The 19,869-nt window shown below is 64.3% G+C and carries 21 protein-coding genes; 14 read left to right on the top strand and 7 right to left on the bottom strand.

The window, feature by feature from the left end; genetic code table 11:
- Positions 1–127: 127 nt before the first annotated feature.
- The 12 genes from ABIC09_RS04110 to ABIC09_RS04055 all read left to right on the top strand — a co-directional run bounded on the left by ABIC09_RS04110 (position 128) and on the right by ABIC09_RS04055 (position 11,072).
- A complete protein-coding gene (locus ABIC09_RS04110) occupies positions 128–1,414 on the top strand; it encodes a DUF445 domain-containing protein (RefSeq protein ID WP_148748924.1) in 1,287 nt (428 codons plus the stop codon).
- 202 nt (positions 1,415–1,616) lie between these two features.
- Positions 1,617–2,387, top strand: a complete 771-nt coding sequence (locus tag ABIC09_RS04105) for an esterase/lipase family protein (protein WP_354108465.1) — start codon at positions 1,617–1,619, stop codon at positions 2,385–2,387.
- Positions 2,388–2,484: 97 nt separating this feature from the next.
- Positions 2,485–3,351 carry a phenylacetic acid degradation operon negative regulatory protein PaaX gene (gene paaX, locus ABIC09_RS04100; RefSeq protein WP_354108464.1) on the top strand — a complete coding sequence of 289 codons (867 nt, stop codon included), beginning with the start codon at positions 2,485–2,487 and terminating at the stop codon, positions 3,349–3,351.
- A gap of 76 nt (positions 3,352–3,427) precedes the next feature.
- Positions 3,428–4,420: a 1,2-phenylacetyl-CoA epoxidase subunit PaaA gene (gene paaA, locus ABIC09_RS04095; RefSeq protein ID WP_354084370.1), complete on the top strand. Its 993-nt coding sequence runs from the start codon at positions 3,428–3,430 to the stop codon at positions 4,418–4,420.
- Between the two features lie 11 nt (positions 4,421–4,431).
- Positions 4,432–4,719 carry a 1,2-phenylacetyl-CoA epoxidase subunit PaaB gene (gene paaB / locus ABIC09_RS04090; protein ID WP_092186062.1) on the top strand — a complete coding sequence of 96 codons (288 nt, stop codon included), beginning with the start codon at positions 4,432–4,434 and terminating at the stop codon, positions 4,717–4,719.
- The gene (gene paaC / locus ABIC09_RS04085; protein ID WP_354108463.1) at positions 4,719–5,495 is read left to right on the top strand and encodes a 1,2-phenylacetyl-CoA epoxidase subunit PaaC; all 777 of its coding nucleotides are present in this window, start codon (positions 4,719–4,721) and stop codon (positions 5,493–5,495) included. The genes paaB and paaC overlap by 1 nt, the downstream gene beginning before the upstream one ends.
- Positions 5,489–5,992 (top strand): 1,2-phenylacetyl-CoA epoxidase subunit PaaD, encoded by a 504-nt coding sequence (gene paaD / locus ABIC09_RS04080; RefSeq protein WP_148748918.1) that lies wholly within the window; start codon positions 5,489–5,491, stop codon positions 5,990–5,992. The genes paaC and paaD overlap by 7 nt, the downstream gene beginning before the upstream one ends.
- A 2-nt stretch (positions 5,993–5,994) precedes the next feature.
- Positions 5,995–7,077: a 1,2-phenylacetyl-CoA epoxidase subunit PaaE gene (gene paaE, locus ABIC09_RS04075; protein ID WP_354108462.1), complete on the top strand. Its 1,083-nt coding sequence runs from the start codon at positions 5,995–5,997 to the stop codon at positions 7,075–7,077.
- Positions 7,078–7,132: 55 nt separating this feature from the next.
- On the top strand, positions 7,133–7,582 hold the full coding sequence (paaI, locus tag ABIC09_RS04070; protein WP_354084372.1) for a hydroxyphenylacetyl-CoA thioesterase PaaI: 450 nt from the start codon (positions 7,133–7,135) through the stop codon (positions 7,580–7,582).
- A gap of 40 nt (positions 7,583–7,622) precedes the next feature.
- On the top strand, positions 7,623–8,954 hold the full coding sequence (gene paaK / locus ABIC09_RS04065; RefSeq protein WP_354108461.1) for a phenylacetate--CoA ligase PaaK: 1,332 nt from the start codon (positions 7,623–7,625) through the stop codon (positions 8,952–8,954).
- A gap of 52 nt (positions 8,955–9,006) precedes the next feature.
- Positions 9,007–10,011, top strand: a complete 1,005-nt coding sequence (locus ABIC09_RS04060) for a quinone oxidoreductase family protein (protein WP_148749021.1) — start codon at positions 9,007–9,009, stop codon at positions 10,009–10,011.
- 2 nt (positions 10,012–10,013) lie between these two features.
- Positions 10,014–11,072, top strand: coding sequence for a YeeE/YedE family protein (locus tag ABIC09_RS04055; protein WP_148748914.1), 1,059 nt, complete (start codon positions 10,014–10,016; stop codon positions 11,070–11,072).
- On the opposite strand, the gene ABIC09_RS04050 is transcribed toward ABIC09_RS04055, so the two are convergent.
- Positions 11,051–11,968 (bottom strand): DMT family transporter, encoded by a 918-nt coding sequence (locus ABIC09_RS04050; RefSeq protein WP_148748913.1) that lies wholly within the window; start codon positions 11,966–11,968, stop codon positions 11,051–11,053. The genes ABIC09_RS04055 and ABIC09_RS04050 overlap by 22 nt on opposite strands.
- Before the next feature lie 100 nt (positions 11,969–12,068).
- Between ABIC09_RS04050 and pdxR the strand changes: the two genes are divergently transcribed.
- The gene (gene pdxR / locus ABIC09_RS04045; protein ID WP_354108477.1) at positions 12,069–13,499 is read left to right on the top strand and encodes a MocR-like pyridoxine biosynthesis transcription factor PdxR; all 1,431 of its coding nucleotides are present in this window, start codon (positions 12,069–12,071) and stop codon (positions 13,497–13,499) included.
- A gap of 9 nt (positions 13,500–13,508) precedes the next feature.
- Here pdxR and ABIC09_RS04040 read toward each other — a convergent pair whose 3' ends face one another.
- The 5 genes from ABIC09_RS04040 to ABIC09_RS04020 form a co-directional block, all read right to left on the bottom strand.
- Positions 13,509–14,732, bottom strand: coding sequence for a bifunctional alpha/beta hydrolase/OsmC family protein (locus tag ABIC09_RS04040; protein ID WP_354108460.1), 1,224 nt, complete (start codon positions 14,730–14,732; stop codon positions 13,509–13,511).
- A 25-nt stretch (positions 14,733–14,757) separates the two neighbouring features.
- Positions 14,758–15,417: a sulfite oxidase-like oxidoreductase gene (locus ABIC09_RS04035; RefSeq protein WP_354084377.1), complete on the bottom strand. Its 660-nt coding sequence runs from the start codon at positions 15,415–15,417 to the stop codon at positions 14,758–14,760.
- A 3-nt stretch (positions 15,418–15,420) separates the two neighbouring features.
- Positions 15,421–16,743, bottom strand: coding sequence for an MFS transporter (locus tag ABIC09_RS04030; RefSeq protein ID WP_354108459.1), 1,323 nt, complete (start codon positions 16,741–16,743; stop codon positions 15,421–15,423).
- A 32-nt stretch (positions 16,744–16,775) separates the two neighbouring features.
- Positions 16,776–17,996, bottom strand: a complete 1,221-nt coding sequence (locus ABIC09_RS04025; protein ID WP_148748908.1) for a cytochrome P450 — start codon at positions 17,994–17,996, stop codon at positions 16,776–16,778.
- A gap of 77 nt (positions 17,997–18,073) precedes the next feature.
- A complete protein-coding gene (locus tag ABIC09_RS04020) occupies positions 18,074–18,283 on the bottom strand; it encodes a ferredoxin (RefSeq protein WP_354084379.1) in 210 nt (69 codons plus the stop codon).
- Positions 18,284–18,439: 156 nt separating this feature from the next.
- Between ABIC09_RS04020 and ABIC09_RS04015 the strand changes: the two genes are divergently transcribed.
- Positions 18,440–19,087, top strand: coding sequence for a TetR/AcrR family transcriptional regulator (locus tag ABIC09_RS04015; RefSeq protein ID WP_354108458.1), 648 nt, complete (start codon positions 18,440–18,442; stop codon positions 19,085–19,087).
- Here the strand turns inward: ABIC09_RS04015 and ABIC09_RS04010 are convergent.
- Entirely contained in the window at positions 19,084–19,722 is a 639-nt protein-coding gene (locus tag ABIC09_RS04010; RefSeq protein ID WP_354108457.1) for an aspartate/glutamate racemase family protein, read from the bottom strand. The genes ABIC09_RS04015 and ABIC09_RS04010 overlap by 4 nt on opposite strands.
- Positions 19,723–19,869 lie beyond the last annotated feature (147 nt).

Here is a 19,869-nt window from a genome sequence, read left to right as displayed (position 1 = left end):
GATCGAGCAACATCGGTGTCTCCAGGTTGGGTGGTTTTGCAACTCCAGTCTGGCTCCAGACTCGGTCGCTATCCACCCCCCATGGAATCTTCGCTTCGCTCCCAATGACGGGTAGGGTGATGCAGTGATGACTTCACCCGCCACCTTTTCCTTCGACACTCCGGGCGATGCCGAACGCGCGGCCGAGCTGCGCCGCGTCAAGGCGCTGGCGACGCTGGTGCTGGCCTCGACGCTTCTGCTGTTCGTTGTCGCGAAATGGCTGCTGCCCGTGCATCCCGTGTTCGGCTTCATCGCGGCCTTCGCGGAAGCTGCGACCATCGGCGGGCTCGCCGATTGGTACGCTGTGGTCGCGCTGTTCAAGCGGCCGCTCGGCCTGCCGATCCCGCACACCGCGATCATCCAGAGCAACCAGGCCCGCATCGCCGACAAGCTCGGCGAATTCATCCAGGTGCATTTCCTCGAGGCAGGTCCCGTCGAGGCCAAGCTGCAGGAGATCGATTTCGGCTCTTTCGTCGCCGACTGGCTGCGCGACCGCAAGCGCAGCAATGACCTTGCGCGCTTCGCGCTGCGGCTGCTGCCGGAGGCGGTCTCAACAACCGAAAGCTCGGGCCTGATGACCTTCATCATCCGCCGCATGTCCTCCCAGCTCCAGGCGATCGACCTTGCGCCGCTCGCTGCCGGAACGCTGCGCGGCTTCGTCGCGGAGGGGCGGCACCAGATCCTGTTCGACGATCTCCTCCGCGTGATGCACGAGACGCTGAACCAGAAAGAGACGATGGCGATGATCCGCGAGAAGGTGCGCGCGGAATTGCCGACCTTGCTCAGGCTCTATCGCGCCGACAAGTTTCTGGTGAACAAGATCGTGGCGTCCGCCACTGCCTTCTTCAATGAGGTGCGCAGCGATCCCAAGCATCCGTTCCGCGGCGAGTTCGACCGCATGGTGCTGAGCTTCGTTGACCGGCTCGGCACCGATCAGGCCTATATCGATCGTATCGACGGCTTGAAGCGCGATCTGTTGGCGCGGCCCGAGCTTGCCGATCTCGCCCGCACCGTCTGGGCTAACACGCGATCCTTCATCGAGCGCAGTGCGTCCGGCGAGACGCAGGTGCTGCAGCATCATCTCGCCGGAATGTTCGTTTCGGCGGGCGATGCGCTCGCCGGCGACGCCGAGTTGCGTGGCGAGATCAACAAGGGGCTGGTGACGGTGCTGCGCAGCTTCGTCGCTGACCAGAAGAGCGGCGTCTCGACCTTCATCTCAGATCAGGTGAAATCATGGAATATGGCGCAGCTGATTTCGCTGATCGAGATCAACATCGGCCGCGACCTGCAATACATCCGCTTCAACGGCTCGCTGATCGGCGGGCTCGCCGGTCTCGTCCTCTACTCCGTAGAATTCCTGCTCCGATGGTTGTGACTTTTGCGTCACGGCCCTTAGCATTAACGCCTGGGCCTATTGTGGCGCAGTGCTGCACCGGCTTGAATGTCGGGAACCGGCCGCCTAGCTGATTCATGTTGCGCTGCGGAACGTTCAAGAAGCCGGCGTATTGGAATTCATGCCCATTGCCGGCATCGCGCCCGGCAAGCTTTCCAGGAATTCTTGCCCAGGGGATCCATTGATGACCGCTACTGCCCAGACGCTGCGTCCGCCATCCCGTACCCTGATGTTTCTGGAAGGGCGCGCGATCCACGAGTTCGGCGCATTCCTCGGGGCGCTGCCGCTGCTGAGCCTCGCGCCGCACGGGGATGGGCATCCGGTGCTGGTGTTGCCGGGCCTCGTGGCCTCCGACGCATCAACGCGGGCGCTGCGCACCTTTCTGACCAGCAAGGGCTACGCGGTGAGCGGTTGGCGCCAGGGCCGCAATTACGGCCTGCGCGAGGGCGTGCAGCACGCGATGGTCGATCTGGTCGAGGAGCTCAGCGACAAGCACGTCCGAAAGATCAGCCTGGTCGGCTGGAGCCTCGGCGGCCTCTATGCACGCCAGCTCGCCAAGATGATGCCCGAGCGCGTGCGCCAGGTGATCACGCTCGGCAGCCCCTTTGCCGGCGATCACCGTTCGACCAATGCCTGGCGTGTCTACGAATGGGCGAGCGGCCGCAAGGCCGATGATGTCGATCCAGAGTTCGGTGGCGAGCTCGCCGTCCCGCCGCCGGTGCCGACCAGCGCGATCTTCAGCCGTACCGACGGCGTCTGCGCCTGGCAAGGCTGCATGGAGAAGTCGGGCGCGCAGACCGAGAGCATCGAGGTCGAAAGCAGCCATTGCGGCATGGGTCACCATCCAGCCGTTGTCTACGCGGTCGCCGACCGTCTCGCGCAGAAGGAAGGCCAGTGGCAGCCTTTTGATCGCAGCGGCTGGCGCAGCCTGGTTTATCCCGATCCGCACAGGTAGTTTCTTCGCCTCTCCCGGTAAGAACGGGAAGAGCGAGCAGCAAGATCGTCGCGTCTGTCCATTGTCGCGCCCGCACCAAACGCGCTATGCCTCGCGCATGGCGCATCCGCTCTCTCGCATCATCGACCAGCTCAAGCGCGAGCCGTCGCGCACCGGCTCCATCGTCATCACCATGTTCGGCGATGCCATCGTGCCGCGCGGCGGTTCGGTGTGGCTCGGCACGCTGCTGGCGTTCTTCGAGAGCCTGGACATCGATGCCGGCGTTGTGCGCACCGCGATGTCGCGGCTCGCTGCCGATGGCTGGCTGACGCGCGAAAAGGTCGGCCGCAACAGCTTTTATCGACTTGCCGAGAAGGGCCGAGAAACGTTCGAGGCCGCGACGCGCCACATCTACGATCCGCCACCGTCGGACTGGACCGGCCGCTTCGAGCTGCTGCTGATCGGCAATGGTGAGGACCGCGACGCCTCGCGCGAAGCCTTGCGCAATGCCGGCTTCGGTAGCCCGCTGCCGGGCGTCTGGGTCGCTCCGTCGGGTGTTCCGGTGCCGGAGGAAGCTGCCGGTGCCATCCGGCTCGAAGTTTCGGCTGAGGATGACAGCGGGCGTCGCCTGCTCGGCGCGAGCTGGCCGCTGGAGCGCACCGCCGACGCCTATCTGAAATTCATGAAGACGTTCGAGCCGCTGCGCGCCGCGCTTGCGCGCGGCGCGGACCTCTCCGAGGCCGATGCCTTCACCGCGCGCATCCTGCTGATCCACTACTACCGCCGCGTCGTGCTGCGCGATCCGCTGCTGCCTGAGAGCCTGCTGCCGGCGGATTGGCCGGGCAGGACTGCCCGCGAACTTTGCGGCGAGATCTATCGCGCGCTGCTGGCGCCGTCCGAGCAATGGCTTGATAGGCATGGAACCAACGAGAAGGGGGCGCTGCCGCCGGCGAGAAAGCTGCTGGAACGGAGGTTCGAGGCTTGACCTATATGTTACAGAAATATCTTGCATGAGATAATTTTTGTTATATATTTCCTCCCAACCAAACGGGAGGATGCGCATGTATACCCAGGCGCTGAACACGGCCGACACCGATGATCGCGGTCTTGAGGACGCGGCCAAGGCCGCGCAGTTCCAGGCCCGCATCGATGCCGAAGAGCGCATCGAGCCGAATGACTGGATGCCGGCGGCCTATCGCAAGACGCTCACCCGCCAGATCTCCCAGCACGCCCATTCCGAAATCGTCGGCATGCTGCCCGAAGGCAACTGGATCACGCGCGCGCCGACGCTGCGGCGCAAGGCGGCGTTACTTGCCAAAGTGCAGGACGAATGCGGCCACGGGCTCTATCTCTACGCCGCCGCCGAGACGCTCGGAACCTCGCGCGAAGAGCTGGTCGACGCGATGCTCTCGGGCAAGGCCAAATATTCCTCGATCTTCAACTATCCGACGCTGTCCTGGGCCGACATCGGCACCATCGGCTGGCTGGTCGATGGCGCCGCGATCATGAACCAGATCCCGCTGTGCCGCTGCTCCTATGGCCCCTATGCGCGCGCGATGATCCGCGTCTGCAAGGAGGAGTCGTTCCATCAGCGCCAGGGTTACGAGATCATGCTGACGCTGTGCCGCGGCTCGGACGAGCAGAAGGCGATGGCGCAGGACGCGCTGAACCGCTGGTGGTGGCCGGTGCTGATGATGTTTGGCCCGCCCGATGCCACCAGCCAGCACAGCGACACGTCGACGAAGTGGAAGATCAAGCGTTTCTCCAATGACGAGCTGCGCCAGAAATTCGTCGATGCCACCGTGCCGCAGGCGCAATATCTCGGCCTCACCATCCCCGATCCCGGCATGACTCAGGATGCGGAAGGTCACTGGCGCTACAGCGAGATCGACTGGACCGAATTCAAGCAGGTGCTCGCCGGCAACGGCCCCTGCAACCGTGACCGCATGGCCGCGCGCCGCAAGTCGCACGACGAGGGCGCCTGGGTGCGCGAGGCCGCTGCCGCCTACGCGGCGAAGCGCGCGCAGCGTCAGACCGCGCAAGCTGCGGAATAGGGAGATCAAAAATGACCACGCCGAATACGCCGCTGTGGGAAGTCTTCATTCGCAGCCGCAACGGGCTCGCGCACAAGCATGTCGGCTCGCTGCATGCGAGCGATGCCACGATGGCGCTGCAGGCTGCGCGCGATATCTACACCCGCCGCGGCGAGGGCCTTTCGATCTGGGTGGTGCCGTCGACCGCGATCACCGCAAGCGACCCCGCCGAGAAGGGCATGATGTTCGAGCCAGCTGAGTCCAAAATCTACCGGCATCCGACATTCTACGAGGTGCCGGAAGAAGTGGGGCACATGTGATGCCCGCCGCCAACATCCAGGTCTCCGAAACGCCGCTCGTGCTCTACGCACTGCGCCGGGCCGACGATGCGCTCATCCTCGGACACCGGCTGTCGGAATGGTGCGGGCACGCGCCGATGATGGAAGAGGATATGGCGCTCTCCAACATTGCGCTCGACCTCATCGGCCAGGCGCGCGAGCTCTATACCTATGCCGCCAAGACCGAAGGCAAGGATAACGACGAGGACAAGCTCGCTTATCTGCGCGACGTCAGGCAATACCGCAATCTGCTGCTGGTCGAGCAACCCAATGGTGACTTCGCCCAGACCCTGGTGCGGCAGTTCTTCTATTCGGCCTTCGCCGATCTCTACTGGCGCGCCATGATGACCTCGCGCGACGCTACGCTTGCGGCGATTGCAGCGAAGTCGGAGAAGGAGAGCGCCTATCATCTGCGTCACGCCTCGGAATGGATCATCCGGCTCGGCGACGGCACCGACGAGAGCCGTCAACGGGCGCAGTCGGCGATCGATCACCTCTGGGCCTTCACGGGCGAGATGTTTGCCGTCGATGACGGCGAGCGCGCGATGATTCATGCCGGTATCGCCGTCGATCCCGGCACCTTGCGCGGCCGCTGGATGACGACGCTGTCTGATGTCGTTGGTGAAGCAACGCTCCGGCTGCCGCAGAATGATTGGATGCAGCAGGGCGGCCGTTCGGGTCGGCACGGCGAGCATCTCGGTCATCTCCTGTCCGAGCTGCAATCGATGCAGCGCACGTTTCCGGGGCAGACATGGTGACGGTGCTGGAGCACGATAGCGAGTTGCGCCGGCGCGCCTGGGACGCTGCTGCAAACGTCGTCGATCCGGAAATCCCGGTGCTGACCATCGCCGATCTCGGCGTGCTGCGCGATGTCGTGCTCGACGGCGACCACGTCGAGGTTGCGATCACGCCGACCTATTCGGGTTGCCCGGCCATGAACATGATCGCGCTCGAAATCGAGCTTGCGTTGGAGCGCGCCGGCTTTCGTCAGCCGAAAGTGCGCACCGTGCTGTCGCCGGCCTGGACCACCGACTGGATGAGCGAAGAGGGACGCCGCAAGCTGCACGCCTACGGCATCGCGCCGCCGCAATCCTCACACTCGCGTCGCGCGCTGTTCGGCGAGCAGGCCGTCACATGCCCGCAATGCGGCTCGCAGGAGACGGAGCTGCTGTCCGAATTCGGATCGACCTCCTGCAAAGCGCTTTGGCGCTGCAAGTCCTGCCGCGAACCCTTTGATTATTTCAAGTGTCATTGACCATGTCCGCAGCCGCACCGCGCTTCCATCGCCTGGCCGTCAACGACCTCCGCCGCGAGGCCTCTGACGCCGTGTCGCTGACCTTCGCGATCCCCGGTGAACTCGCCGGCGACTACGCCTTTACCCCCGGCCAGTATCTCACGCTCCGCACCACACTCGACGGGGAGGAGGTGCGGCGCTCCTATTCCATCTGCTCCGGCCCTGACGACGGCGAGATCCGGATTGCCGTGAAGAAGGTCGACGGCGGCGCGTTTTCGAACTGGGCGGCCGATGAGCTGAAGAGTGGCGACGAGCTCGACGTGATGACCCCGACCGGCCGCTTCGGCGTGGTCCCGCCGGCGGATGCTGGGCGCATCCATGTCGGCTTCGCGGCCGGCTCCGGCATCACGCCGATCCTGTCGATCGTGAAGGGCGTGCTGGCGCGCGAGCCCAATAGCCGCTTCTTCCTGTTCTATGGCAACCGCGCGACCGATAACATCATGTTCCTCGAGGCGCTGGAGGAGCTGAAGGACCGCTTCATCGACCGCCTCTCGATCTTTCACGTCATCTCGGGCGAGGAGCAGGATATCCCGATCCTGCATGGCCGGCTCGACGGCGACAAGGTGAGGGTGCTGCTACGCTCGCTGGTGCCGGCGGAGAGCGTTGATCACGTCTTCGTCTGCGGGCCCCTTGGCATGAGCGAGGAGATCGAGGCAACCTGCCGCGATCTCGGCATCGCCGACGACCGCATCCATGTCGAACGCTTCGTCTCCGAATTCGGCGGCAAGCCGCGACCGAAGAAGATCGTTGCTCCCGATGCGCCGCCGAAGGCGATCGCATCACTGATCATCGACGGCAAGCGCCGCGACGTGCCGGTCGCTGACGGCGAAGCGATTCTCGATGCTGCGCTGCGCGCGGGCGTCGATCTTCCCTTCGCCTGCAAGGGCGGCATGTGCTCGACCTGCCGGGCGAAGCTGGTGGAGGGCGAGGCGCCGATGGACACCAATTATTCACTGGAGCCGTGGGAGCTGAAGGCGGGTTTTGTTCTCACTTGCCAGGCCAAGCCATCGTCGGAGCGGGTCGTGGTCGACTACGACCACGTTTGACAGTGTTGGCCAACCAGCAGAACATCATGAGCAAGCATTTCGTCGGGAGAAGCGCGTGAACGTCAAAGCCGCCTTGTCGCCTGAGGATGTCGCGCGGGCCTGTGCCGATGCGATGTGGGCGGAGGACGACGCCTCAAAGGGCCTCGGCATGGAGATCGTCGAGGTCGGCCCGGGCTTTGCGACGCTCGCCATGACGGTGCGGCCGGACATGGTCAACGGTCAGCGCATCGCCCATGGCGGATTCATCTTCACGCTCGCCGATTCCGCCTTCGCCTTTGCTTGCAACTCGCATAATGACCGTGTCGTGGCTGCACAAGGCCAGATCACCTTCATCAAGCCGGGCAAGCTCGGCGATCGGCTCGTTGCGAAAGCAAAAGAGGTCACCCGCGGCGGCCGCTCCGGCATCTATGACGTGCGTGTCACCACCGGCGATACCGTCATAGCCGAATTCCGCGGGCATTCGCGTGTCATTCCCGGCACGTGGTTGCCGGCGCAAGAACAGTAAGAAATCAATAAAGAGAACAAATCAATGTGGGGAAACGAAAATGGCTTCGACGAAGCTGAAGGAAGGCGGCCACGTCTATAGGGCCGAGTTGGACGCGCAGGAGCGCGCGTCACGCGACGAGATCATGGCGTTGCAGAAGCAGCGGCTGGTCTGGTCGCTGAAGCACGCCTATGACAACGTCGCGCATTATCGCAAGGCTTTTGATAAGGCTGGCGTGCATCCGTCCGATTTTTGCGAGCTTCCTGATCTCGCAAAGTTTCCGTTCACGGTGAAGACGGATCTCCGCGACAGCTATCCCTTCAACATGTTCGCCGTGCCGCGTGAACAACTGGTGCGCGTGCATGCGTCCTCCGGCACGACAGGCAAACCGATCGTCGTCGGCTACACCCGACGCGACATCGAGACCTGGTCGGAGGTGGTGGCGCGCTCGATCCGGGCGGCCGGCGGTCGCACCGGCATGATCATCCACAACGCCTATGGCTATGGTCTTTTCACCGGAGGTCTTGGTGTGCATTACGGTGCCGAAAAGCTCGGCTGCACCGTGGTGCCGATCTCGGGCGGCATGACCGAGCGGCAGGTGCAACTGATCAACGACTTCCGGCCTGACATCATCACGGTGACGCCGAGCTACATGCTGGCGATCCTGGACGAGTTCAAGCGGCAGAAGCTCGACCCGCGCCAATGTTCGCTCAAGGTCGGCATCTTCGGTGCCGAGCCGTGGACCAACGCCATGCGCGGCGAGATCGAGGACGCCTTCGACATGGATGCGACCGACATCTATGGCCTGTCCGAGGTGATTGGCCCCGGCGTCGCGCAGGAATGCATCGAGACCAAGGACGGCCTTCACATCTGGGAGGACCATTTCTATCCCGAGGTGATTGATCCCTTGACCGGCGCGGTGCTGCCGGATGGCGAGAAGGGCGAACTTGTGTTCACCTCGCTGACCAAGGAAGCCTTTCCGGTGATCCGCTATCGCACGCGCGATCTGACGCGGCTGTTGCCAGGCACGGCGCGGCCAGGCATGCGGCGGATGGAAAAGGTGACGGGCCGCTCGGACGACATGATCATCCTGCGCGGTGTCAATCTGTTCCCGACCCAGATCGAGGAGGTGCTGCTCGCCACCGACTGGTGCGGCGGTCACTTTATCCTCGAATTGACCCGCGAAGGCCGGATGGACGAACTGACCATCATCGCCGAGGCGCGCCCCGAAAGCTGGGATGGACAAGGCCTCATCGACCAAGCAGATCGGATCTCGACCCATATCAAGAACACCATCGGCGTCAGCTCCAAAGTGCAGATCGTCGCGCCGGCCACGCTGGAGCGCTCGCTCGGCAAGGCCAAGCGCCTTTACGACAAGCGGCCGAAGGATTGACTTGACCGCCCCCAAAGGCGACAAGGCCCGCGAGAAATCGCGGGTCTTTCCTATGTCGCCAGCCGATACCAGAACCGTCGAGGCGCGTTGCGTCCGCCTCGATGCCAAGGCCGAAAACGCCGCCGCGATTGCACCCAGCGTCGAGCGCCGTATGCTGACGTGCGGCCCGAACGATCTCCTGATCGAGGTGAAGGCCGCCGCCGTCAATCCGTCCGACGTCAAGGCTGCCACCGGGCTGATGCCCTATGCCGTGTTCCCGCGTACGCCCGGCCGAGACTACGCCGGCGTGGTGATCGACGGGCCGGCCGGCACGATCGGCCGCGAGGTGTTCGGCTCCTCGGGTGATCTCGGCATCCGCCGCGACGGTACGCACGCGAGCCATCTCGTGGTCGAAGCTGACGCGGTCGTGGAGAAGCCGAAGAGCGTATCGTGGGAGGAGGCCGCCGGCATCGGCGTGCCCTTCGTCACCGCGATGGAAGGCTTTCGCCGCGCGGGCGTGCCGAAGAGCGGCGAGACGGTTCTGGTGTTCGGCGTTAACGGCAAGGTCGGTCAGGCCGCGGTGCAGATCGCGACCTGGCAGGGTGCGCGCGTCGTCGGCGTGGTGCGCAAGGCGGAAGCCTATGAAGGCCACAGCAATGCGCCGATCGAGGTCATCGACGCTTCCGCCGTCGATGCCGCCACACGCGTGCGCGAATTGACCGGCGGCAACGGCGCCGACATCGTCTTCAACACCGTCGGCGATCCCTATTTCCAGGCCGCGCACAAGTCGCTCGCGCTGCGCGGCCGCCAGATCCTGATCGCCGCGATCGACCGGATCGTGCAGTTCAACATCCTCGAATTCTACCGGGGACAGCACACCTATGTCGGCATCGACACGCTCGGCCTGTCGTCGGCCGCAACGGGCGCCGTGCTGCACGATCTCGGTCCGGGCTTTGCGGGCGGCCACCTGAGGCCGTTCCCAATCAACGCGAATGCGATCTATCCGCTCGAGCGCGCGAAGGAAGCCTACGTTGCGGTCGCCGGCTCCTCGCGTGATCGCGTGATCCTGAAGCCGTAATCATGGACTCGCCCGCCCAACTCGTCATCATCGCCGGCCTCGTCATCGGCCTGGTCTATGGTGCCGTCGGCCTGCTCAGCGGTTTCTGCCTGATGAGCAGCATGCGCGGATGGCTGGCGGCGGGAGACGGGCGGCTGGTGCGCAGCTATGCGTTGGCGATCGCGGTCGCGATTGCCATGAGCCAATTCCTCGCCGGCGAAGGCATGGTCGATCTCGGCAAGTCGATCTACCTGCAGCCGACCTTTTCGGTACCGGTGCTGTTCCTCGGCGGCCTGCTGTTCGGCTACGGCATGGTGCTGTCGAACGGCTGCGGCTCGCGCGCGCTGGTGCTGCTCGGCGGCGGCAATCTCCGCTCCTTCGTCGTCGTGATCGTGCTCGCCATTGCCGCGCAGATGACGCTCAAAGGTTTGATCGCGCCAGCGCGCATTGCGCTGGTTCAGGCTTCCCAAACCACCGCCGGAGCCAATTCGCTGCCCACGCTGTTGACGACGCTTGGTCTTGGTGAAGCTCTTTCTCGCGTACTCTGCGCTGCCGCGATCGTCGTAGCGCTGGTCCTGTTTGCCTTTGCCCATCCGGCGTTTCGCCGCTCGCCGGGTCAGATCGCGGCGGGCATCATCGTAGGCCTTCTCGTCGCCGCTGGCTGGTACGTCACCGGCTATCTCGGCGCCGACGACTTCAATCCCGTCCCGGTGACCTCGCTCACCTTCGTCGCGCCGATCGCCGATAGCCTGCAATACGCGATGCTCTCGACGGGCCTGACACCGAACTTCGGCATCGCGACCGTTGCCGGCGTCTTTGCCGGCAGTCTGGTCACTGCGCTCACCACGGGCCGCTTCCATCTCGAAGGTTATTCCTCGCCGCGCCACATGCTGCGCTCGGCCGGCGGCGCCGCGCTGATGGGGATCGGCGGCGTGATGGCTTTTGGCTGCTCGATCGGGCAGGGGCTCACGGGCATATCGACGCTCGCACTGGGCTCGTTCATTGCGGTTGCCGGCATCCTGCTCGGCACGACGGCGGGCCTGCGCGGAAGCTTGCGCGTTCAGCCGCTCGCGGTGGCCTGACGGCGCAGCAGCCGGTCGCCCAGCGTCGCAAGGCCAATGCCGGCCACGATCAGTCCGGCCGCAACGGCCAGACTGATGTCGATTGGCTCACCCAGCAGGACGGCCGCACTGGCGATACCGACGAGCGGCGTCCCGGTGGTGCCGAGCGAGGTCGTCAAGGCGGAGATACTCTTGTTGACCATCGACATCGCCCAATAGGCCAGCGCTGTCCCGATCAGGCCGGAGTACAGGAACAGCAGCACGAGCCTCCACGACCACTCCGCATGCGGCAGGCCGTCCGTGATCAGCGCCGACCCTGTGAGCACGATGGTTGCCACGAGCACCTGCCAGATCAGGAGCTGGAGCGGGGAGCCGATCCAGCGATGCGCGCGGATATAGATGATGTTCGCGGCCCAGGAGATCGCGGCCAGGATCACCATGCCGGCACCAAGCACGACGTTTGTGTTGGTCCAATCGATCGATGCCGGGTTCAGGATCACGGCTAGCCCGATCAGTCCGAGCAGGGCGCCCGCGAGCTTTGGCGCCGTCAGCGTATCTTCCCCCAGCAAGGGTGCTGCAATCGCAACCCAGAGCGGCGTGGTGTAGCCGAGCACGACGGCCTTGCTCGCGGGCAGGAAGCGCACACCAGCCGCAACCAGGACCGAGAACACCGTCATGTGCAGCAGCGCCACGCTCAAGACCACAGGAATGTCGCGCCGCTCCGGGATCACAAGATTGTTGCTCAGTCCCAGGATCACGAACAACCCAGCCAGCGCGATCCAGCTCCGGATCGCCGACGTCCAGAGCGGCGGAAGGAATTGCACGAGCTGCTTCGTGATCGACCAGTTCACGCCCCAGGCCAGCACGACGATGAGGAACAGCCCGATTGCCGTGCGGGGAGAGAGGGAAGAGTTCATCGCAGAATCCTTGAAGCAGTGCGGTCTGTGAGATAGCATCCCGGCTGGCACCTGAAAAAGTGCCAGATCTGAAAGGAATAAAGTGCCAGTTTCAGAAAGCATGATCTCCGGTCTGATCGACCTGAGCCGGACCGAGGAAGAGGGGCTGGTGGCCCAGCTGACCAGCCAACTCCGGAGCCTGATCGCGACCGGCCGCCTCGCCAAAGGCCGCGCGCTGCCGTCAAGCCGCCGGCTTGCGAGCGATCTCGGCGTCTCGCGCAACACTGTCACCTATGCGTTCGAGCAGCTCGCCGCCGAGGGATATCTCCAGGCGTCGCACGGACGTCGTCCTGTAGTGACGGTCGATGGTGCTGAGCCCGTCGAAGGAGCTGGCGCCGCCGCTTCGCGCGTTCGCTCCGCCAGGCCGCAGCTCTCGCCTTGGGCTTCGCAGCTCAAGCAGACGGACTGGCCGATGTCCTATCAGGCTCCGCTCAAGCCGTTGCGGCCGGGGCATGGCGATTTCAGGGAGTTTCCGAACGAGGTGTGGGCGCGCTGCCTGCGCCGCAGCGCCGTGCGCGCCGCCAAGCGCGAGCTTGGTCCGCTCAACCGAGCGCGCCTGCGCGAGGCGCTGGCGCATTATCTCGCGACCAGCAGAGGCGTTCGTGCCACGGCCGACCAGATCATGATCCTGCCAAGCGCACAGGCTGCGTTGACCTTGATAGCGGCTGCGCTCGTTAGCCCGGGCGACGACGTCTGGGTCGAGGATCCCGGCTATCCCGGCGCCGCGGCGGCTTTCCGCGCCTCTGGCGCGCGCGTGACCGGCATTGGGCTGGATGAGCAGGGCATGCAGCCGATGCCGGGAATGGCCGTGCCCAAACTCGTTTTCATGACGCCGTCGCACCAGCACCCGACCGGACGGCTGATGTCGCTGGCCCGCCGCACCAAGTTTCTCAGGTCAAGCAGGCCCGGCAACACCTGGATCGTCGAGGACGATTATGACGGTGAATTCCACTATGACAGCCGGCCGGTGCCGGCCTTGCAGGGGCTCGACGCCCATGGCCGCGTGTTTTATGTCGGCACGTTCTCAAAGGCGATGACGTCGGATATCCGGCTCGGCTATCTCGTCGTGCCGCCGGCGCTGGTCAGCACATTCGAGATCGCGCAGCGGCATATCGGCTTGATCGCGTCCAGTCATATCCAGGAAGCGCTCGCCGAGTTCATCGCTGATGGGCATTTCCTGGCGCATCTGCGTCGGATGCGCCGGCTCTATCACGCGCGCCGCGATCACCTCGTCGAGGGGCTGGAGCGCAATCTCGGTGAGGTGCTCTTGGTCGAGGTGCCATCGGGCGGCATCCAGCTCGTCGCCCGCCTCAAGCGCGGTCGTGCCGATCAGGCGGCGGTGAAGCGGCTCGTCAAGGCAGGCGTTGAAACGCGCGCCCTGTCCAGCCTGGCGCTGGGCAAGCCGCGCGATAATGGCCTGTTGCTCGGCTTTGCGGCCTGGCGCGAGAGCGAGATCAGCGCAGCGGTGCGAACGATGGCGTCATGTTTCTAGGCAGTCGCGCTAGTCAACCGCCTTCGTGACGATACGGATCTCCGAGGTCAGCGTCCGGTGCACCGGGCACTTGTCGGCGATCTCCATCAGCTTCTTGCGCTGCTCAGCGTCGAGCGCGCCGTCGATTGCGATATCGCGCTCGATCTGGTCGAGCATGCCGTCGCGCGTCTCGCACTCCGCGCAGTCCTTGGCATAGATTTTTGAATGCTTCAGCGTGACGGTGACGCGGTCGAGCGGCAGCGACTTGCGGTCGGCATAGAGGCGCATGGTCATGGAGGTGCAGGCACCGAGACCGGCGAGAAGGAAATCATAGGGCCCGGGACCTGCATCTTCACCCCCAGCCGCCACCGGCTCGTCCGCTACCAGATGATGCGGTCCGACTGTGATGATCTGGTTGAACTTGCTCTTGCGGGTCTCCCGGACCACGACCTTCCGCGGTTCCTCAGGGAGGTCCATCGCTTTCGCGGGCTTTGCCGTGTCGACATATCGGCTCGCCCAGGCAGCGATCACATCGGCCGCATAGAGCGCGTCGGCCGGCTTGGTCAGGAGATGGTCGGCATGGTCGAGCGAGACGAAGCTCTTGGGATGCCTGGCCGCGACGAAGATCTTGGTTGCGTTGTCGATGCTTACGGTGTCGTCGACCGGCGAATGCATCACCAGCAGCGCCTTGTGCAGGCCGGTGACGTCCTTCATCAGCTCGTGTTCGACGATGTCGTCGAGAAATTCGCGCTTGATCCGGAACGGGCGGCCCGCGAGAGAAACCTCGACCTCACCCTGCGCGCGGATATTGTCGAGATGCTCTCTAAAGAGACCGGTGACGTGAGCAGGATCGGACGGCGCCGCGATGGTCGCGACCGCCTTGGCCTCCGGAATCTTTCCGGCGGCCGCCAGAATCGCCGCGCCGCCGAGACTGTGCCCGACCAGGATCGACGGCGCCTTGCGGGTCGCACGCAGATGATCGGCGGCATGCACGAGATCGGCGACATTGGAGGAGAACGTCGAATTGGCAAACTCGCCTTCGCTGGAGCCGAGCCCGGTGAAGTCGAAGCGCAGCACTGCGATGCCTTTGGCGGCGAGGGCGACCGAGATGCGCTTGGCCGCCAGCGTGTCCTTGCCGCAGGTGAAGCAGTGGGCAAACAGTGCGTAAGCTACGGGCTCGCCGTCAGGGAGCTCCAGCGCGGCGGCGAGTTGATGGCCGCCTTCGCCGGTGAATTGAAAGCGTTCCGTCGTCATGGGCTTCCCCCGTTCTTGCTTGAGCCTAGTCGGCCGAATAGCGCTGCTCGGCCCAGGGATCGCCGCGGTTATGATAGCCGCGGACCTCCCAAAAGCCCGGCGCGTCGTCGGTCAGGAATTCGATAGCCTGGAGCCACTTTGCGCTCTTCCAGAAATAGAGATGCGGCACGACCAGCCGCACCGGGCCGCCATGCTCGTCCGACAGCGGCTGGCCCGACCAGCTATGGGCGAGCAGCGCGTCCTCGGCGGCAAAGTCTTCGAGCGCGAGGTTGGTGGTGTACCCGTCATAGGAATGCAGCACGACGAAACGTGCATCGTCGCGCGGCTGGCAGGCTGCCAGCAGCTCGCGCGTTGCGAGCCCTTCCCACTCATTGTCGTAACGCGACCAGGTCGTCACGCAATGGATGTCGGAGGTGAACTGGTCCTGCTTTTGCGCGGCGAGCTCCGCAAAAGTCCAGAACACGGGATTCTCGATCGCGCCGTAGACGTCGAGCCGCCAGCGATCGCGCGAGACCGGCGGCAGGACGCCAAGGTCGAGCACCGGCCAGTCTTTCGTCAGATGCTGGCCGGGCGGCAGGCGCTGATCCTCGGAGCGCGTAACCTTACCCGTGAGAAAGCGGCCCTCGCGCGCCCATTTCTCCTTGGTGCGCGTCAGCTTGCTGTCGTATGGCGTCTGGTCGGCCATGAGCTACTCGTGGCGGTGCATCGCAGAGGCATGCTTGGTGTCGCGCATGGTGGAATAGATGATGAGCGACAGGAAAATGACGCCGGCGAGATAATAGTAGAACCATTCCTCGTGCCCGATGCTCTTGAAATAGAGCGCGATCGCCGGCGCCGTGCCGCCGAAGATCGAGACCGTGATCGCGTAGGGCAGGCCGACGCCGAGCGCGCGGACGTTGGTCGGGAACAGCTCGGCCTTCACCACCGCGTTGATCGAGGTGTAGCCGGCGACGAACAGCCAGGCGGCGCAGATCAGGATGAACGCCACGAATGGCGACTTGGTCTCTTTCAGCGTCATCAGCAGCGGCACGGTGGCGAGCGTGCCGGCGACGCCGAAGAAGATCAACAGCGGCTTGCGGCCGATCTTGTCGGAGATCGCACCATAGATCGGCTGCAGGATGGTCGCGAAGATCAGCGTGCCGAAGATCACGAAGGTGGTCTGGTCTTCGGTCAAGCCGACCGAGAGCTTCACGAAGGTCTGCATGTAGGTGGTGAAAGTGTAGAACGCCGCGGTGCCGCCGGCAGTGAGGCCGACCACGAGTAGCAGCTCGCGCGGATACCGCAGCAAATTGGTGATCGAGCCGGTCGGCTTCACCACCTTCTTGGCTTCCTCGAACGCCTCGGTCTCTTGCAGATTGCGCCGCATCACTGCGGCAAAAATCGCGAGCGCCGCGCCGATCGCGAACGGAATCCGCCAGCCCCAGGCCTTCAGCTCGTCGGGCGTCAGGAAGACCTTTTGCAGCAGCAGTAGCACGATGATCGCGGTGAGCTGGCCGCCGATCAGCGTGACATATTGAAAGCTCGAATAAAAGCCGCGATGCCTGGGATCGGCGACTTCGCTCAGGTACGTGGCGCTGGCGCCATATTCGCCGCCGAGGCTCAGACCCTCGATCACGCGGGCCAGCGCCAGGATCACCGGGGCGGCAAGGCCGATCGTAGCATAGGTCGGCGTCATCGCGATGATCAGCGAGCCGAAGCACATGAAGACGACCGACAGCGTCAGCGAGATCCGCCGCCCGAAATGGTCGGCGATGTAGCCGAACAGCCAGCCGCCCAGCGGCCGCATCAGGAAGGTTGCCGCGAACACCACGGCGACGTTCAATTGCTGGACAACGGGATCGCTGCCCGGGAAGAAGGCCGGGGCAAAATAGAGCGCGAACGCCGTGTAGGCGTAGAAGTCGTACCACTCGACGAGATTGCCGATCGAGCCGATCAAGATCGCCTTGATCCGGCGCTCTGCGTCGGCGATGTCAATGTGGTCGGAGCCCGGTTTGATTGCTTGCTCTGTCACGTCCGGCCTCCCAGAAATCATGTGTTGGGAGCCTACATCGCCTTTCCAAGCAGAAATGGCAACTGGCGGGGGCCTCGTACCGTGCCCTGCGACCAGGTCACGGTGCCGGCTGGGTCGAGCCGGAAGTCCGGAATCCGCTTCAGCCATTCCTCGAGCGCGACCTGCATCTCCATCCGCGCCAAATTGGAACCGACGCAGCGATGGATGCCGAGGCCGAAGGCGGCATGGCGGTTTTCCCGCCGGTCGATCACGACCTTGTCAGCGTCCGGAAACATTTTTGGGTCCCGGTTGGCGGCCGGGAAGGACAGCAGCACCATGTTGCCCGTCTTGACCGGGCAGCCCGAGACCGTGGTCTCCTTGACGACCTCACGAGCCATGGTCACCGGCGAATAGGCACGGAGCAGTTCCTCTACGGCGATCGGGATCAACCCGGGCTCGGCGATCAGCCGCTCGCGATCGGCCGGCGTCCGGGCGAGATGCCAGAGCGAGGAGCCGATCGCGCTCCAGGTGGTATCGATGCCGGCAATCAGGAGCAGCCGCAGAGAGCCCAGCACGTGCGACTCCTCCAGCGGCTGGCCTTCCTTGTCCTTGGCATTCATCAAATAGGAGATGAGATCGTTGGTCGGCTTCGACCTCCGCTCCTCGATATGCGTCCTGAAATAGGCGCTCATCTCCTGCACCGCCTGGAGCAATCTGTTCTCGTCCTTGATGCCGAGCTCCAGGATCATGTGGATCCAGTTGATGAAGAGATCGCTGTCAGACTCGGGAATGCCGAGCATGTGCGCGATGGCCTGAACCGGAATGTATTTGCTGTACTGCGCTGCGGCATCGACCTTGCCGTCGGCAATGAACCCGTCGATCAGCTCGTTGCAGATTGCGCGCATCCGCGGCTCCAGCTTCTTCATCGCATCCGGCGTGAAGGGCGGTAGCAGCAATTGCTTGGCCGGCTTGTGCACGGGCGGATCCGAAGTGATCGGCGGGGCCGCGTTCCTGGCGACCTCGGGCCGTACGTCGCGGACGATGATGCGGCGTGACGAAAAATGTTCGGTGTCGTTGGCGATTTCGCGCACCGCCTCATAGGTCGTCGGCATGTAGCAGCCGAGGAAGCGCCCGGTATGCACGACCGGGCTCGCGGCGCGCAGCTCTTCCCAGATCGGGAAGGGATCGTCGGTCCATTGCGGATCGGTGTGGTCGAAGTCATTGACCCAGTCGGTCACGGGCGGATGGGCGGCGGGCTGGCTGACGTCGGACATGGCAGGAAATCCCTTGAATATCCCTTGGGGCTCGTGTTCGCTGAAGGCACGCAAAGCGCGCGCGGGCAGGCGCCGCGCTACTCCTCGATCACATCGATCGCGGTTTCCGGGCAGTTGGATTTGGCAAGCCAGGCCTTGTCCTCAAGGCCCGGTGGAACCGTGCCGTCTCCGGCCTCATGGGCATTGCCGTATTCGTCGAGTTCGAACAGCTCTGGCGCGAGTGCCTTGCACCGCGCGTGGCCCTGGCATTTGTCGGGATCGACGCGAACCCTCAGTCGCTCTGTCATTGCGGCTTCCTCGGTCGTATGCGCGCGGCCGGAAGGTGGCGCGCGTTCCTCATGTAGATTTTTATCCGCGGCATTTGCCGCTGGCTTTAAGTTATAGTCTATTACATTCGCGACAGGCTTCCCCTGTCAAGCGCAAACTTATAGGCTCGGCGCAACATGCGTTCACAACTTGCCCGCAAGCCGCACAATAACTACCACCATGGCGATCTCCGCGACGCCCTGATTAAGGCCGCGCTGCGCGAGGCCGAGCAGGGCGGGGCGGAAGCGATCAGCATCAAGGCGCTGGCAAAGCAGCTCGGTGTTTCGCAACCGGCGCCGTACCGTCATTTTGCTGACCGAGAGGCGCTGCTTGCCGCGGCGACGGCGGAGGCGTTCCGGCAGCTCAGCGCGATTCTGCGTGAGGCAATGGCCAAGCCGTCGAAGCAATCAAAGCTGTCGCGGCTGGCGCAGGCGACGCTCGATTTCGGCCTACACCGCAACGGCATCTACCGGTTGATGTTTGCCTCGCGCACGGTGTCTTGCGCAGCCAAGGGCAGCGAGCTGCACGAGGCTACGCGCGAGACCTTTGCACTTGTGATCGAGGCGCTGGAAGCGCCAGCAATTGGCTATCTGCGCGAGCGGCAAGCACTCAAGATCTGGGCCGCGCTGCACGGCGTGGTGATGCTGGCCGAGCAGGGTCTGTTCACCGGCGAGGCCGCACATGCCACGCGCGAGGAACTGGTCGAGGACTTTGTGAACGAGACGAAGGCCGCGCTCGCGGTTGCGATCAAGGACGCGCAGCGTCGCAAGAAGGCGGGCGCTTAAGCCTTCGTTTTCAGCAGCCGCATCAACTTTTCGACCGCGCTATCCGGTGTCGTCACGACCGGGCGGCCCGTAGCCTCCGCGACGAGCGGTGCGGTTGCCGCGATGCTGAACTGCGCCAGCGCGATGACGTCGCAGTCGCGCAAATCCTTTGACGCCTCGATGATCAGCCGGTCATGCGTGGCACGGTCGCCGCGGTCGAGTGCGGCAAGCGCGCCGTCGGCAAGCTTTGGCACGATCTGGATGGAGGTCGGAAACTCCGGCGGCATCGAGACCAGCGTTGGCGGGAAGGTCGAGAGCAGGCCGATCTTCTTGCCCATCGTCACGGCCCGTTCGATCATGGCTTCGTTCGGCTTGAGCACCGGCATCGGCGCATGCGCGCGCGCGACGGCCTCAATGCAGGGGCCGAAGGCCGAGCAGGTGAACAGGATCGCGTTTGCCCCGGTCGCTGCCGCATAATCGCCGAGCGCAAGAAAACGCTCGGTCATGGCATCGTTGAGCTTGCCGTCGCGCGCCAGATCCGCCGAGAGGCTGTCGTCGAGCAGGTTCATCAGCCGCGCCTCCGGCCACGCCTGCGCGAACGCCGCCTCGATCGGGGCGATGGAGTGCTTGAGGGCGTGGATCAGGGCGATGCGCATGAGGCTCGGTGCTTCTTCTCCCTCTCCCCGTTCTTACGGGGAGAGGGTCGGGGTGAGGGGCGCTGTCCGCACGATAGGTGAGAAACGGACTCGAGGAGGCGGCCCCTCACCCGGATTGCTCCGCAATCCGACCTCTCCCCGCAAGGG

It is taken from the genome of Bradyrhizobium sp. S3.12.5 (assembly GCF_040548225.1).
GTDB lineage: Bacteria > Pseudomonadota > Alphaproteobacteria > Rhizobiales > Xanthobacteraceae > Bradyrhizobium > Bradyrhizobium cytisi.
Note: the sequence above shows the minus strand (reverse complement) of the source record. Positions and strands in the feature narration are given on the sequence as shown.

Excerpts from the sequence above, each read along its gene's own strand:
- ABIC09_RS04110 (WP_148748924.1), top strand. The coding sequence starts at position 128 with ATGACTTCACCCGCCACCTTTTCCTTCGACACTCCGGGCGATGCCGAA.
- ABIC09_RS04105 (WP_354108465.1), top strand. The coding sequence starts at position 1,617 with ATGACCGCTACTGCCCAGACGCTGCGTCCGCCATCCCGTACCCTGATG.
- paaX (WP_354108464.1), top strand. The coding sequence starts at position 2,485 with ATGGCGCATCCGCTCTCTCGCATCATCGACCAGCTCAAGCGCGAGCCG.
- paaA (WP_354084370.1), top strand. The coding sequence starts at position 3,428 with ATGTATACCCAGGCGCTGAACACGGCCGACACCGATGATCGCGGTCTT.
- paaB (WP_092186062.1), top strand. The coding sequence starts at position 4,432 with ATGACCACGCCGAATACGCCGCTGTGGGAAGTCTTCATTCGCAGCCGC.
- paaC (WP_354108463.1), top strand. The coding sequence starts at position 4,719 with ATGCCCGCCGCCAACATCCAGGTCTCCGAAACGCCGCTCGTGCTCTAC.
- paaD (WP_148748918.1), top strand. The coding sequence starts at position 5,489 with ATGGTGACGGTGCTGGAGCACGATAGCGAGTTGCGCCGGCGCGCCTGG.
- paaE (WP_354108462.1), top strand. The coding sequence starts at position 5,995 with ATGTCCGCAGCCGCACCGCGCTTCCATCGCCTGGCCGTCAACGACCTC.
- paaK (WP_354108461.1), top strand. The coding sequence starts at position 7,623 with ATGGCTTCGACGAAGCTGAAGGAAGGCGGCCACGTCTATAGGGCCGAG.
- ABIC09_RS04060 (WP_148749021.1), top strand. The coding sequence starts at position 9,007 with ATGTCGCCAGCCGATACCAGAACCGTCGAGGCGCGTTGCGTCCGCCTC.
- ABIC09_RS04055 (WP_148748914.1), top strand. The coding sequence starts at position 10,014 with ATGGACTCGCCCGCCCAACTCGTCATCATCGCCGGCCTCGTCATCGGC.
- ABIC09_RS04050 (WP_148748913.1), bottom strand. The coding sequence starts at position 11,968 with ATGAACTCTTCCCTCTCTCCCCGCACGGCAATCGGGCTGTTCCTCATC.
- pdxR (WP_354108477.1), top strand. The coding sequence starts at position 12,069 with ATGATCTCCGGTCTGATCGACCTGAGCCGGACCGAGGAAGAGGGGCTG.
- ABIC09_RS04040 (WP_354108460.1), bottom strand. The coding sequence starts at position 14,732 with ATGACGACGGAACGCTTTCAATTCACCGGCGAAGGCGGCCATCAACTC.
- ABIC09_RS04035 (WP_354084377.1), bottom strand. The coding sequence starts at position 15,417 with ATGGCCGACCAGACGCCATACGACAGCAAGCTGACGCGCACCAAGGAG.
- ABIC09_RS04025 (WP_148748908.1), bottom strand. The coding sequence starts at position 17,996 with ATGTCCGACGTCAGCCAGCCCGCCGCCCATCCGCCCGTGACCGACTGG.
- ABIC09_RS04020 (WP_354084379.1), bottom strand. The coding sequence starts at position 18,283 with ATGACAGAGCGACTGAGGGTTCGCGTCGATCCCGACAAATGCCAGGGC.
- ABIC09_RS04015 (WP_354108458.1), top strand. The coding sequence starts at position 18,440 with ATGCGTTCACAACTTGCCCGCAAGCCGCACAATAACTACCACCATGGC.
- ABIC09_RS04010 (WP_354108457.1), bottom strand. The coding sequence starts at position 19,722 with ATGCGCATCGCCCTGATCCACGCCCTCAAGCACTCCATCGCCCCGATC.